Origin of the sequence: Hyphomonas sp. TMED31 (genome assembly GCF_002172815.1) — a bacterium.
Classification (GTDB): domain Bacteria; phylum Pseudomonadota; class Alphaproteobacteria; order Caulobacterales; family Hyphomonadaceae; genus Hyphomonas; species Hyphomonas atlantica.
Genome location: NZ_NHCK01000032.1, coordinates 25,338 through 38,233, shown reverse-complemented (window position 1 = coordinate 38,233; position 12,896 = coordinate 25,338). Strand labels below are relative to the sequence as shown.

Sequence of the window (12,896 nt, the reverse complement as noted above, 5' to 3'; positions counted from 1 at the left end):
AGACGGGGCCATACCGTGTTGTTCAGGCTTTCCCGGCGCACCGCCTTTTTCGGCAATCATGCGCGCCGCCTCTTCCGGAGACGGAAGGTTTGCAGCGGCTGCGAGACGCAGGATAATCATGTTCAGCGCCGTCGCCGTATCAGGCGCAGTTTGAAGATCATTGAACCCAGACAAAAGTATCTGCCAATAACGCGACGCCTGAGCGGCGGTCAGCTTCTGCGCCATGGCAAGCGTGCGTTCCGTCCATTCAGCGGGCCCGGCAGACTGGAATTCGCCACCGGTCGCCTGCGCGACGGACACATCCGCGCATACATCCATAAGGTCTTTCAGGATCACGGCAGGGTCCGCGCCGGCATGGATCTGGTCCTTTACTTCGGCCAGCGCTTCCGGCGCGTTGCCGGAAATCGCCTTCTCGAATGCATCCAGAAGACGCGCACGATCGCCAAGCCCCAGCATATCCCGCACTGCGGCTCCGGTGACTTCCTCTCCATCCATCGTCTGGACGATGGCTTGGTCCAGAATGGAGAGCCCGTCGCGCACAGAGCCCTCCGCTGCGCGCGCGATCAGCGCGAGGCCCTCCTCTGAAACTTTCGCTCCCTCATTTGCGGCGACACGCCCCAAATGCGCTGCGAGATTCACCGCATCAAGCCGTTTCAGGTCAAACCGCTGACACCGCGACAGAACCGTGATCGGAACCTTGCGAATTTCTGTGGTCGCAAAAATGAACTTCACATGCGGTGGCGGTTCTTCCAGAGTCTTAAGCAGCGCGTTGAACGCCGCCGTCGAAAGCATATGAACTTCGTCAATGATGTAGACCTTGTGGCGGGCCGATACCGGCGCATATCGCGCCCCATCCAGCAGGTCGCGCATATCGGCAACACCCGTGCGACTGGCTGCGTCCAGCTCCAGCACATCCGGATGCCGGCTCGCCATGATGGCGTCGCAATGCTCGCCCTTCGGGTCGAGACGGATCGACGGCCCATCATGATCATCGGATTGATAGTTGAGCGCGCGGGCCAGAAGGCGCGCCGTCGTGGTCTTCCCGACGCCGCGCACACCGGTCAACATGAACGCATGCGCCACCCGGCCCGTCTCGAACGCATTGGAGAGCGTACGAATCATCGCCTCCTGTCCGATCAGATCCTCGAACCGGCGGGGCCGGTATTTACGCGCAAGGACCTGATAAGCCTCCGATTTCGGAGCCTCATCCTCCCCGAACATGGAGAAGGTCTGGTCGTCGCGTTCTTCGGGGAGTTCGGAATCGCTCATCGGGCGCGACTTTAGCGAGTCTCAGGGCGCTGCGGCAATGGGGCGAGTGTCGAATAAAGTGGAAGGCGCGGCTCACACTTCCAACAGATGCGCCCGAAGCTGTTCTTGAGCCGCGTCATCCACGCCCAGAACTTCCGCCAGATAGGCGTCAACAGTGCCATGCTTGTCATGAATCACATTGAAGGCCGTATCGAGGTAACGCAGCCGAACACCGAGGAAGGGGCGAAACACTTCAGGCTCATAAACCTTGCCGACCTGCTCATTAAAGAAAGCAGCAGCCTGGGGCAGGAATTCATCGACATTCACCGCCGTATTGGTCAGCTCATAGTCGGCCCGCAAATCTGCCTCTTCGACGCCTAGCACATGATGCGTCAAGGCACAGAGAATGCCGGTGCGGTCCTTGCCAGCGGCGCAGTTCACAAGCCCTGCGGCTTGCCCTTCCAGTCCAGCGAGATGCTCAAACCAGCTGGAAAACAATTCCGCATGATGTGCCTTGAACGGCGCGAGCGCATAATAGTCGTTCATCCAGTCATCGGCCTTCTGGGCGTCAGCCTCGACCTTTTTCAGGAATTGCGCATGTGGCGCTTCATGCTCACGCCCGCCATCATGGGTCAGCGTGTTCGGGGCAGACCAGCGGGCGACATTGCGTTCGCGCTCATCAGGGCGGCGAAGATCGGCCTGCAGGTGGATGTCCAGGGCGCCCAGCGCTTTCAGATCATCCTCGGTCGCCTCAGCATAATGGCCGGACCGGAACAAGCGCCCCCGTTTGATCTGGCCGCCATAACGGGATTTATACCCGCCAAAATCACGAAAATTGCGAACGCCCTGAAGCGAATAGATTCTGTCTGTCATGCTGGCGACCTAGCCCGCATGCGCGCCCGCGTCCAGATGAGCGTTGGGGAAGGTTTTGTGACCTCCCCCAGACAGTCTCGGCCTATTCGTTGACCACAATCACCTTGCGGTGCGGGAACGGAATCTCGATACCAGCTGCATCCAGTGCCTTCTTCACCTGCTCCGGCAGCGAATAACGCACATCGAAATAGTGCGCGCCATCGCAGAACGGACGCACCAGGAAATCCACCGAACTGTCGTTCAGGGTCTCAACCTCCACAAAGGGAGCCGGATCTTTGAGAACATGCGGATGATCAGCCAGAACCTTTTCGATGGTTGCACGTGCCTTGTCGATGTCCTCGCCATAGGCGACGCCGAAATGCATATCCACGCCGCGCACGGGATGGTGGCTATGATTGATGATCTGATCGCCCCAGATCTGACTATTGGGAATGATGATCTGCTGATTGTCGAACGTCTGAAGCACAGTGGTGAACAGCGTTATTTCCTCTACCTTCCCGAACTTGCCCGCCGCATCGATGAATTCGCCCACACGGTAGGGCCGGAACACCATTAGCATCACGCCAGCCGCCAGATTTGACATTGCTCCCTGAAGCGCAAGACCCACCGCCAGACCGGCGGCACCCAGCAAGGCGACGATTGACGTCGTTTCAACACCGAACCGGTTGAGCACCGCGATGATGACGAACGCCAGAATCACATATTTGGCGACGCTGCCGAGAAACCGGAACAGGGTGTCATCAAGGCGCGCATTCCGCTCGCCCATGTTGCGGATGCTTTTCCCGATCCGCCCGGCGATCCAGAATCCGACGATCAGGATTACGATTGCCAGCAATATGTTGGTTGCCCAGGCCAGTGCGCCCGGCAGGTATTGGTTGATATCTATCTGTTCGACCCAGTCTGTCATGGATCAGCCCCCTCTTTGGTTTGCGTTACAAAATCGTAAGCCAGACCACGCCTGAACGCCGACAGGCCCGTTTGTTCAGTTCAGGTTCACCCGATCATTCCGGATCCCTGTCCCAGGTCGCCGCTCAGGTTCGACACTGTCGGGAACCCTCGGCGTTCGGGACTGTTGTTTGGCTAGTCACCCACTTACGAGGCCACCATGTCAGACACAGTTGAAAACCAGTACGCCATGCGCGATCCGCGGACGCAATACCCCAAGCCCCCCTTCCCGAAACAGCCGCAGGACAAACCCGGCTTCGATCACAAGATGGACCCCAAGGCAGACCATGGCGAAGCCAGCTATCAGGGCTTTGGTCGCCTGAAAGGTCGTAAGGCTCTGATAACTGGCGGGGATTCCGGCATCGGACGCGCGGTTGCGATCGCCTATGCGAGAGAGGGTGCAGAAATCTGCATCAATTACTTGCCTGAAGAAGAGAGAGACGCGCAGTGGCTGGTCGAACTGCTGAAAAAGGAAGGCCACACCGTCCATACAATTCCGGGAAACCTCACGGACAAGAGCTTCTGCCAGAAACTGGTGAAGGACGCTCAAGCGAAACTGGGCGGACTGGACATTCTGGTGAACAATGCCGGCAAGCAGGTGCGCCAACCCGGCATTGAAGACATCACAGACGAGCAATTCGATGAAACGATGAAGACGAATGTGTACGCACTGTTCTGGCTGACAAAGTCTGCATTGCCCCTGATGCCGCCAGGCGCTGCGATCATAAACGTCACTTCAAATCAGGGTTTCAGTCCCGCGCCATATCTGCTCGATTATGCGACGACAAAATTCGCGATCAGGGGCTTCACTGAAGCAATTGCCCAAGGCGCCATCGAAAAGGGCATCCGGGTCAATGGCGTCGCGCCAGGACCGTTCTGGACGCCACTTCAACCTTCCGGGGGCCAAACGCAGGAAAAAGTTCAGGAGTTCGGCAAGGCAACGCCGATGGGCCGACCCGGCCAACCCGCCGAACTGGCCCCCACTTTTGTGTTTCTGGCATCGCAGGAATCCAGCTATATAAGCGGTGAAATCATCGGCGTTACCGGAGGCAAACCAATCAGCTGATTCCGACACCGCGCGACACGCCCGCCAAGCGCGCCGCGTTCGGGAACCATCCCCGCCCTACCGCAGTTATGTGACCTGGATCGTAAAGGAGTCCGATCATGAAGACGTTTCGTTTTGCCCTGCTGGCTGGTTGCTTTGCCGCCAGTTCCGCATTTGGCCTGAGTGCCTGCTCATCGCTCCCTGACGAAGTGGACCGGGCACAAATCGACGCCGGGAGTCGCGCGGCCCTCAACAAGCTGATCAGCGAGAACTCTGCGGCACGCGCCATCAATGGCCAATCCCGCGCCGTTCTCGTCTTCCCATCAATGGTGAAGGCAGGCCTTGGCCTCGGCGGCGCCTACGGTGAGGGTGAGCTGATCCGCGCCGGATCAACTGTCGACTATTATAGCTCCTTCACAGGTTCATGGGGCCTGCAAGCAGGCGCGCAATCATACGGTTATGCCGTGTTCCTGATGAACGACGATGCGGTCGAATATCTTGAAGAATCCGATGGTTGGGAGATCGGCGTCGGGCCGACTGTTGTTCTGGTGAATGCCGGAGTTGCAGAAAACCTGTCGACCTCTACACTGAAGGAAGACGCTTATGCGTTCGTGTTTGACCAGAAGGGCCTGATGGCTGGTATCAGCATTGAAGGCACCAAGATCACGAAGCTGCATTAAACGGCTAAGGCTCAGGTGAGCCAGGGCGAAGGCGCAGGATACCGGCTCAGTCGTGTACCTGCGCCTTTTTCCGTTCAACTAGCGGAAAGGCGGTTCGTCAAACGCCCGCAATTTCCGGCTGTGCAATTTCGCGCCCTTGTCGGCGGAGAGGCGCTCCAGTGTTTCAATCCCGATGCGGATATGCTCCCCGATTGCTCGCTCATAGAAGCGGTTCGCTGCGCCGGGCAGTTTGATTTCACCGTGCAGCGGCTTGTCTGACACGCATAGCAATACGCCGTAGGGAACGCGAAGACGGAAGCCATTTGCGGCAATAGTCGCACTTTCCATGTCGATCGCGATCGCGCGGGACTTGTTGAACCGACGCGCCGACGCAGAAAAGCGCAACTCCCAGTTCCGGTCATCTGTCGTCACCACGGTTCCCGTCCGCAAGCGGCGTTTCAGTTGCTTTTCGTCTTCCCCGGTTACGCTCGCCGCAGCCTGTTGAAGTGCCACCTGAACTTCCGCAATTGGCGGAACAGGAATTTCCGGCGGCAGGACGGCGTCCAGCACATGATCTTCGCGCAGATAGGCGTGGGCGAGCACATAGTCCCCGATCGCCTGACTGTGTCGCAAGCCACCACAATGGCCGACCATCAGCCAGACTTCCGGACGCAACACCGCCAGATGGTCCGTGATCGTCTTGGCGTTGGAGGGCCCGACGCCAATGTTGACCAATGTGATGCCGCCACCATTTGGCGCGCGCAGATGATAGGCTGGCATCTGGAACCGGCGCCAGGGTGAAGCATCAATCTCAGCGCGCGAGGTATCCGTGGGCTCGGATATCTCAAGGCCGCCCGGAACGGACAGGGATGTATAGTGGTTATCATCGCCAAGCTTCTGCAACGCCCAGTCACAGAACGCATCAACATAGCGGTGATAGTTCGTGAACAGCACATAATGCTGGAAATGCTCAACCGGCGTTCCACAATAATGTTGAAGGCGCTTCAGGGAAAAATCCACGCGCTGCGCATCGAACAAGGCAAGCGGGTGCGTTTCGTATGGCTCGTACAATTCCCCATCGGCAACCTCGTCACCAATGTCGGCAAGATTCGGGCTTGGGAAATGGCGCGCCAATTCAGCCGGGGAAATCTCTTCCAGCCCACTCGCCTGCCCCTGATCCCACACATAGGCATAGGGAATTTCGGAATCCGACTGCTCGACGAACACGTCGATGTCATAATCTCGCATCAGCAGTGACAACTGCTCCATCAGGTAACCACGGAAGAAGTCCGGCCGGGTGATCGTAGACACATAGGTGCCGGCCTCCGACATTTTCCCGAAGGCGCGTGATATCGGCGGCGGAGGGCCTTCCGGATTGTAGACGAGGCGGATCTGCGGATAGCAGAAAGCGCCCGACGCCCTCAAATCAGCAGATGGCGGCGTTCCCGAATGAAGGAAGATGTCCAGCGCGGACGATAAAGCGGAGACAGCGTCGGAATAGAGTTTCTCGAGCGCGTCAATAACTTGATCTGGTGTATTCAATTTCGACATGACACCAAATGGCTGCATTGCGACTTTCTGTCAATCTGCAGGCCTCCGAGCGCTGTATGTGACAAACAAATAGGCAGCCAAAGCTCAGCCTTCGCGCATTTTGAGGTGCAAGGCAGCTATGACTTTCTGCTGTGCACCTTTTTGTTGAGCCATGCGCAAACATGCGCTTTTGTTGCAGCGCAACATGACACGTCAGTCCCGCGCGGAAAGGCCATGACGCTTCGGCGTCACTGCGGGGAGAACAGACAAATGGCGTGGCGTGGGGCGGGAGGAGTTCCCTGTCGGCAATCATGCCGTCGCTAACTCTTAAGGTAGTTTAGACATGAAAAAGTTCATCGTTCCGGCACTTCTGGCCGCTGTAACCCTCGCTCCTGCTGCAGCCACTGCAGAAGGCAAACCCATCACTGTAGAAATTGCCTACGATAAAGCGCTGCTGGGCTCTGAAGCCGGTGCCGCTGTTGTTCTCGAGTCCATTGAGGCTCAAGCCAAGGAAGCTTGTTCCGCACGTTCGCCGGTTACCAACCAGCCTTATGTTGACCGCACCTGCACCAAGAACATCAAGAAAGCTGCCCTGAAAAAGATCCTGAACAAGCAGGAAGTTTCCGGCCTCAGCACCGCGCCTGCATTCGCGCGCCAAGCTGTGACCCTCGTCGCTGACGCGGGACAACGCTAGACCACGTTTCCTCCCGGAATAGCGTTGGAGGGGCTGCCCAGGGCCACGGGCAGCCCCTCATTTTTTTGTGCAGAGCAACAAAACCGGATCAGGGGCATACACCGGGAAGATTAAACTGGCGCAATCATGGATCGGAGGATTGTTGTGCACGTTGGTTTGGTCTGGGTGGGCTACTCAAACCCCGGAGGCAAACATGCCAAACGACGCTACAATGACTTCCAATCCTCTCATCAGTTCTGACCGCGTTGAAGGCACAACCGTCTACAACACGGCAGGCGACAAAATCGGACATATCGACAATCTCATGCTGGACAAGCGCAGCGGCAAGGTTGCCTATGCTGTCATGTCCTTCGGCGGATTCCTCGGTATTGGAGAGGAATACCACCCCCTTCCCTGGCAATCTCTCGATTATGATGAGCGCCAGGAAGGCTATGTCGTAGACATCAGCGAAGACCAGCTTCGCAAGGCACCTACGCTGAAGCGGACCGAATACGACCGGTTACGCGACGACGCTTATGGCCGCAGCGTGTATTCCTATTACGGTGCCGCGCCATTCTGGTACTGACGCCGGTCCGGAACTTCGGCCCAAAAGAAAAAGGCGCGCTTTCAAAACCGGAAGGCGCGCCTTTCACACATCAATTCAATCAGTAACTAGCCGATAGTCGCGTCGACGAGCTTGCGCTGATCGAATTTCGACCAGACACCATCATCGCCATGCCAGTCGCCGCTTGTCGCGCCCTTTGAGTATTCTGTCGCGCGCTGCTCAAAGAAGTTTGCGTGCTCAACCCCGTTGAGGATCTCCGTTAGCCACGGGATCGGGTGCGTCGTAACGCCAAATACCGGCTCCAGCTTCAACTGGCCCAAACGCCAGTCTGCGATGTAGCGAATGTACTGCTTGATGTCGTCGGCGGTCATACCCTCGACCGGTCCCATTTCGAAGGCGAGCTCGATGAACTTGTCTTCGAGCGACACAACCGTCCGGCAGCATTCGCGAATGCGTTCGCGCAGCGCATCATTCATGACGCCTGTTTCGGCACAGAATGTATGGAACAGCTTGATCATGCCCTCGCAATGCAGCGACTCATCGCGCACGGACCAGGACACAATCTGCCCCATGCCCTTCATCTTGTTGAAGCGCGGGAAGTTCATCAGCATCGCAAAGCTGGCGAACAATTGCAGGCCCTCGGTAAAGCCGCCAAACACGGCCATGGACACAGCGATATCCTCATTCGTGTCCGTGCCGAACTGGCCGAGATAGTCGTGCTTCGCCGCCATCTGTTCGTATTCCATGAACGCCGAAAACTCTGAATCCGGCATGCCGATAGTTTCCAGCAAAAGCGCATAGGCCGCGATGTGGATCGTCTCCATGTTGGAGAAGGAGGCGAGCATCATCGACACTTCGGTCGGTTTGAACAGGGGCATGTAATGCTCCATGTAGTTCGCACCAACTTCAACATCTGACTGGGTGAAGAATCGGAAGATTTGGGTGAGCAGATTGCGCTCGGAATCGTTGAGCTTTACAGCCCAGTCCTTGCAATCCTCACCGAGCGGCACTTCTTCCGGCATCCAGTGAACCTGCTGCTGGATCTTCCAGAAGTCATACGCCCACGGGTAACGGAAGGGCTTGTACGCCCGGCTCGGGGTCAGCAATCCGGGCACATTTGAATTTCCGTCAGCCATCGGGGCCTCCTAAATCGTCTGCTGTATTTTCGGGAACAATCTACACCACATATAGTGCCTGAACCGCGGACGGCACGCAAGATGTTTGACTGTGGCAAAGTGCACTTGTTCACAGGCTTGCTCACAGTTTTGGCATAATTGCCGCTTAAGGCTGGCGCCGCACGCATTCCTGCAGATAGATCGGCACCATTGCAGCGTTCAAGCGTTCCACACCCGCCCTACGAGACGAGATTTCATGCGTTTATTCAGTGTCATTCTACTTGCCTTGTTTGCAAGCCTGTCGACCGCAGCGCCAGCGAACGCGAAGGTGATCCGCGATGTCATCTACAATGATGCGCCCGGATTGGACCCCGGTGACGTGCGAGCAGACGTGTACCTGCCTGAGAATCCGGACGGCGCGCCGATGATTCTGATGATGCATGGCGGCGCCTGGACGTTTGGAAACAAACAGAGCGGCCTCGGCATGTTTCAGGCGCGCTACTTCACGAGCGAAGGATTCATCTTCATTTCCGTGAACTATCGCCTCGCACCCGCCAATCCCTTCCCGGCGCAGCAGGAAGATGTTGCCGCCGCCATCGCCTATTTCCACGAACACGCCGACGAGATCGGTGGCGACCGCAACAATATGTTCCTGATGGGCCATTCGGCAGGCGCACACATGGCGGCGCTCACCGCGATCGATCCAGACTATCTCGACGAGCATGATTTGACGCCGTCCGTCATCAAGGGGGTCGTGGCGATGGACAGTGCCGCCTACAATCTTGTTCGCACGGGCAGCGATGGCGACATTCCGGATTTCTACCACCCAACTTTCACGGGCGACGATCAGGATGTCTGGGCAGCGGCCTCCCCCACGCTTCAGGTTGAGGAAACCACGGACATCCCGCCATTTCTCCTGCTGTATGTGAACCGCGCCGTTTCCCCCAGTCGCGCGAAGGAACTGGCCGAAGCCCTCAATAGCGCCGGGCACAAGGCGGAGGCCCGGCTCGTGAAGAAGCGCGACCACAAAAGCCTGAATGACCGCCTCGGTGAAAAAGGCGACAAGGTCGCGCCAATGATCGTGGACTTCTTCCGCGATCAGATGAGTGATTGATTCGCCTTACGGCTCGACCACGTTGAACCAGAAGTCCGGCGTTTCGAGCGCCGAGAACCAGGCCATCAATGCCATTGGGTCGCCCTCAACCGACGCCTCACCTGCAGCCGCGATCTCCCGGAAACTGCGGGCCTGAAGAATGAGATCATTGAATGCATCCCGCGTCAGGGTCAGCGTGGCAACCGCATCGTCTGATTGTGTATTGGGGCGCGGGAATGCCGTCGCCTCCCCCACATCTATCACAAAGTCTTCGCCGGTGTCGGTGAACTGGAAATTCAGTTCGAACGGATCACGGCTCAGACTTTCGGGCGAGTAGCGAACAGCCAGCGCGTTGAACAATTCAACGGTCGGTACACCTTCAACAAATTCCCGGCTTCGCGTGCGGACCTCTCCATCGTCTGACAATCCCAAACGCAATTCTTGGGCGCCAGTGAGATAGTAATCCCGCCACGCGCCGCTTTCTGCCTGAAAGCCAAGCTGTTCATAACTCGCTGCCAACCAGTCGCGGGCCGCCTGGTTTTCCGGGTTTGCAAACACGGCATAGTTCAGGACCTCGGCTGCCCATCGATAGTCACCTTCGTCGAAGGCTTCCTGCCCGATTGCAAGCGCGGCCTCTTCGCCCCCGACAGCCTTGATGAACCGTCCGGCCTTGGCCTCCAGAGGGTGGGCGTTGAACGTGGCAGGCACACCATCCCACCAGCCAAAATATGCCTGATAGACAGCCTTCGCATTATGGTTCAGCGTGCCGTAATAGCCGCGCGTATCGAAACTATCGGTCTGCACCGACGGTTCGGGCAGCGCCTCGGCGATCTCGAACTGAGTTTCGCCCCTGTTCGCGCGACGCACCGTCTGGTCATGCGTGTAGCGATAAATATCGCGTTGGCCTCTCAGATAGGATTCCACATTTTCCTGCCCAAAGGTCGGCCAATGATGGGATGCAAACACGACGTCAGACTTGTCTCCATACTCTGTCAGGACATAGTCAATCACGCGGCTCCATTCCAGCAAGTCACGAACCTTCGCCCCGCGCAGGGTCAGCGCATTGTGGAATGTCGCCGTGGCAACTTCCGCTGTGCACAGAGCATTGAACTCAGGCAGGTAAAACATGAACTCTGCCGGCGCCTCCGTCCCTGCCGCATCCACGAACTCAAACGTGACACCGTCAATCACCCGCACAGTACCGCGCCCTGGCACTTCCTCGGTCGGCTCTATCAAGCCTATAGTGCCTTGCGCGAGCGCTGGCCCGAGTCCGACACCCACCTGCCCCGTCGGTCCACTTGGCAGAGAGCTACCAAACATCAACACGGCCCGGCGGCTCATATAGTTTCCGGCGAGCAGGTTTTCCGCCACGGCAGATTCCGTAAAGCCAACAGGCGCCAGCACTGGCACGCCTCTGGCCTCTATATCGGCTTCGTCGATCACACCGCGGACGCCCCCGAAATGATCGCCGTGCGAATGGGTGTAGATCACGCCGGTCACAGGGCGCTCGCCTAGCGTATCGTTGACCAGTTGAAGGCTGGCCGCCGCCGTTTCCTGGCTGAGCAAGGGGTCAACAATGATCCATCCGATCTCACCGCGAATGACAGACATCACCGCCAGATCGTAGCCGCGCACCTGATAGATCCCGTCCATCACTTCAAACAAGCCATGCTCGGAGTTCAGCCGCTCCTGTCGCCAGAGCGACGGGTTCACCGTATCCGGACTATTGCCTTCGATGAAATCCCGATTACTGACCTGCCAGACCGTGTTGCCATTCGCGTCAGTAATCCGATCCTGCTTCAATTGGGCGAGCAGCCCGCGGGTTGCGTCGACGAAGTCTGATGTATCCCCAAGAGGCAAGCGCTCTGCCACAGCGGCGTTTGCTGCGCGGGTCGCATCCGTTGCAACGCCCATTGGCGGCGCTTCCGACTTGATAGGCCGGTCACTCGTCTCCGAATTTTGTGAACACGCCCCCAGCGCAATGGCGATAGCCAATCCGACCAGTCTTCTCATGATTTCCTCCCATGCGGATGTCTCTGCTCCGCTTTCGGGGCAGTGTGCGATGGGCGGAAATTGAGCGCAAGCCAGCCGCGAGGGAAATCAACGCCTAGCGCGCGATGCTGATAGAGAGGGCCCCGAAGCGTTGTGGACCATCCTGACGCACGAATTCTTCGGTTCGGTTCACAAAGGTAAAGGCCAGCTGCACGCTGCGATAATGGACGGCTATACCAGCCTGCAAGTCTCCGACGACCGCGCGGCGATCCTCCACCCGTGGGCCGTCACGCCAGAGATTGCCATCAAGGAACATGTCGCGCGCAATCGCTCGGCCATCTACACCGACAAAGAAATATCCGCCGAGCGGATCTTCCGGCGTGCCAGGGACGAATTCCCCTGCTCCGGATAGTGCCGGACGAATACGGGGCGGTCCGAAGCTGGAATCAAGGTCCCATCCAATCCGCGCGGTCAGCCCCGTTGCGCCATATGTGCGCACATTTCCAAGCGCGACGCCCAAATGCGCCCCGAAATCGGTTTCCAGCCCCAAGGGCAGGTCTGGACCGTCAAACATCTGAAGACGCTGAGCGATGATTTCGACACCCGGCTCATCCTTCAGCTGATAGTCCCAGCCCTTCGCGGTCGGTGCACCAATGATCTCATGCCAGGTATTCTGGACGAATTCGCCAGCTGCGGACGGACCGACCACTCCGAGATTCACCTGTAGGGTATCCTGCGTATTCTCGCTGCTGGCGGCAACTGTTGACGAGAGCGCCAGCCAGGCCGCGTATGGTCGGTCGGTTGGGTCCGGCACAAAGGCCTGCGTGTCTTCCGGCGTGAAGATCGCGTGAGAGAGTGCAAACCCCTGCCTAAGCTCTGTCCGATCAAGATCAATCCATGGCAAGCGATATGCGACCCATTGAAGGCCAGGGTGAACATTGTCCGCGCCCGAAACACGCTCAATCCGCAATCCGTTGGAATAGTTTCGATCTGTGCCACCGCCGAAGAAATCATTCTCTGTAGAGAAAGAAACAACCGCCGGCTTGCGCGGCACGGTTGGCTCATCCTCCTGCGCGAAGGCGGCGGGCACATTCAGAAAAGCTGCGGACAGAGCCGCAGCCTTGAAAAGTGTGGTTGGAGCGTTCATGCGCCTGCGAT

12 protein-coding genes are annotated in these 12,896 nt (G+C 57.9%); 5 read left to right on the top strand and 7 right to left on the bottom strand.

The genetic code is table 11. The annotated features are described in order from the left end of the window. The 3 genes from CBB91_RS05165 to CBB91_RS05155 all read right to left on the bottom strand — a co-directional run. Positions 1–1,269, bottom strand: a 1,269-nt coding sequence (locus CBB91_RS05165; RefSeq protein WP_273012561.1) for a DNA polymerase III subunit gamma/tau, incomplete at its 3' end; no start/stop codon positions are given. Positions 1,270–1,341: 72 nt separating this feature from the next. Further along, entirely contained in the window at positions 1,342–2,121 is a 780-nt protein-coding gene (locus CBB91_RS05160) for a tyrosine-protein phosphatase (protein ID WP_273011119.1), read from the bottom strand. Positions 2,122–2,203: 82 nt separating this feature from the next. Next, a complete protein-coding gene (locus CBB91_RS05155; protein ID WP_035550931.1) occupies positions 2,204–3,028 on the bottom strand; it encodes a mechanosensitive ion channel domain-containing protein in 825 nt (274 codons plus the stop codon). 198 nt (positions 3,029–3,226) lie between these two features. Here CBB91_RS05155 and CBB91_RS05150 point away from each other — a divergent pair, with 198 nt between their 5' ends. After that, positions 3,227–4,132 (top strand): SDR family oxidoreductase, encoded by a 906-nt coding sequence (locus CBB91_RS05150; RefSeq protein WP_273012560.1) that lies wholly within the window; start codon positions 3,227–3,229, stop codon positions 4,130–4,132. Between the two features lie 98 nt (positions 4,133–4,230). Beyond that, positions 4,231–4,791: a YSC84-related protein gene (locus CBB91_RS05145; protein ID WP_035550926.1), complete on the top strand. Its 561-nt coding sequence runs from the start codon at positions 4,231–4,233 to the stop codon at positions 4,789–4,791. A 78-nt stretch (positions 4,792–4,869) separates the two neighbouring features. Here CBB91_RS05145 and CBB91_RS05140 read toward each other — a convergent pair whose 3' ends face one another. Next, positions 4,870–6,321, bottom strand: coding sequence for an AMP nucleosidase (locus tag CBB91_RS05140; RefSeq protein ID WP_035551348.1), 1,452 nt, complete (start codon positions 6,319–6,321; stop codon positions 4,870–4,872). 322 nt (positions 6,322–6,643) lie between these two features. Between CBB91_RS05140 and CBB91_RS05135 the strand changes: the two genes are divergently transcribed. Together CBB91_RS05135 and CBB91_RS05130 are read left to right on the top strand one after the other, a co-directional pair. Further along, a complete protein-coding gene (locus CBB91_RS05135; protein ID WP_035550923.1) occupies positions 6,644–6,994 on the top strand; it encodes a UrcA family protein in 351 nt (116 codons plus the stop codon). Positions 6,995–7,187: 193 nt separating this feature from the next. Further along, positions 7,188–7,559 carry a PRC-barrel domain-containing protein gene (locus tag CBB91_RS05130; RefSeq protein ID WP_035550918.1) on the top strand — a complete coding sequence of 124 codons (372 nt, stop codon included), beginning with the start codon at positions 7,188–7,190 and terminating at the stop codon, positions 7,557–7,559. Positions 7,560–7,645: 86 nt separating this feature from the next. Here CBB91_RS05130 and CBB91_RS05125 read toward each other — a convergent pair whose 3' ends face one another. After that, the gene (locus CBB91_RS05125) at positions 7,646–8,674 is read right to left on the bottom strand and encodes a ribonucleotide-diphosphate reductase subunit beta (protein WP_035550914.1); all 1,029 of its coding nucleotides are present in this window, start codon (positions 8,672–8,674) and stop codon (positions 7,646–7,648) included. Between the two features lie 235 nt (positions 8,675–8,909). On the opposite strand from CBB91_RS05125, the gene CBB91_RS05120 reads away from it, so the two are divergent. Continuing rightward, positions 8,910–9,767 carry an alpha/beta hydrolase gene (locus CBB91_RS05120; RefSeq protein ID WP_051602632.1) on the top strand — a complete coding sequence of 286 codons (858 nt, stop codon included), beginning with the start codon at positions 8,910–8,912 and terminating at the stop codon, positions 9,765–9,767. 6 nt (positions 9,768–9,773) lie between these two features. Here CBB91_RS05120 and CBB91_RS05115 read toward each other — a convergent pair whose 3' ends face one another. Both CBB91_RS05115 and CBB91_RS05110 read right to left on the bottom strand, forming a co-directional pair. Further along, the gene (locus CBB91_RS05115) at positions 9,774–11,759 is read right to left on the bottom strand and encodes an alkyl sulfatase dimerization domain-containing protein (RefSeq protein ID WP_273012557.1); all 1,986 of its coding nucleotides are present in this window, start codon (positions 11,757–11,759) and stop codon (positions 9,774–9,776) included. A 94-nt stretch (positions 11,760–11,853) separates the two neighbouring features. Then, positions 11,854–12,885 carry a lipid A deacylase LpxR family protein gene (locus tag CBB91_RS05110; protein ID WP_035550910.1) on the bottom strand — a complete coding sequence of 344 codons (1,032 nt, stop codon included), beginning with the start codon at positions 12,883–12,885 and terminating at the stop codon, positions 11,854–11,856. Between the last annotated feature and the right edge of the window lie 11 nt (positions 12,886–12,896).

What these genes read in the sequence shown, in the direction of transcription:
- CBB91_RS05160 (WP_273011119.1), bottom strand. Translation starts at nt 2,121, where the DNA reads ATGACAGACAGAATCTATTCGCTTCAGGGCGTTCGCAATTTTCGTGAT.
- CBB91_RS05130 (WP_035550918.1), top strand. Translation starts at nt 7,188, where the DNA reads ATGCCAAACGACGCTACAATGACTTCCAATCCTCTCATCAGTTCTGAC.
- CBB91_RS05120 (WP_051602632.1), top strand. Translation starts at nt 8,910, where the DNA reads ATGCGTTTATTCAGTGTCATTCTACTTGCCTTGTTTGCAAGCCTGTCG.
- CBB91_RS05110 (WP_035550910.1), bottom strand. Translation starts at nt 12,885, where the DNA reads ATGAACGCTCCAACCACACTTTTCAAGGCTGCGGCTCTGTCCGCAGCT.
- CBB91_RS05145 (WP_035550926.1), top strand. Translation starts at nt 4,231, where the DNA reads ATGAAGACGTTTCGTTTTGCCCTGCTGGCTGGTTGCTTTGCCGCCAGT.
- CBB91_RS05140 (WP_035551348.1), bottom strand. Translation starts at nt 6,321, where the DNA reads ATGTCGAAATTGAATACACCAGATCAAGTTATTGACGCGCTCGAGAAA.
- CBB91_RS05155 (WP_035550931.1), bottom strand. Translation starts at nt 3,028, where the DNA reads ATGACAGACTGGGTCGAACAGATAGATATCAACCAATACCTGCCGGGC.
- CBB91_RS05125 (WP_035550914.1), bottom strand. Translation starts at nt 8,674, where the DNA reads ATGGCTGACGGAAATTCAAATGTGCCCGGATTGCTGACCCCGAGCCGG.
- CBB91_RS05135 (WP_035550923.1), top strand. Translation starts at nt 6,644, where the DNA reads ATGAAAAAGTTCATCGTTCCGGCACTTCTGGCCGCTGTAACCCTCGCT.
- CBB91_RS05115 (WP_273012557.1), bottom strand. Translation starts at nt 11,759, where the DNA reads ATGAGAAGACTGGTCGGATTGGCTATCGCCATTGCGCTGGGGGCGTGT.
- CBB91_RS05150 (WP_273012560.1), top strand. Translation starts at nt 3,227, where the DNA reads ATGTCAGACACAGTTGAAAACCAGTACGCCATGCGCGATCCGCGGACG.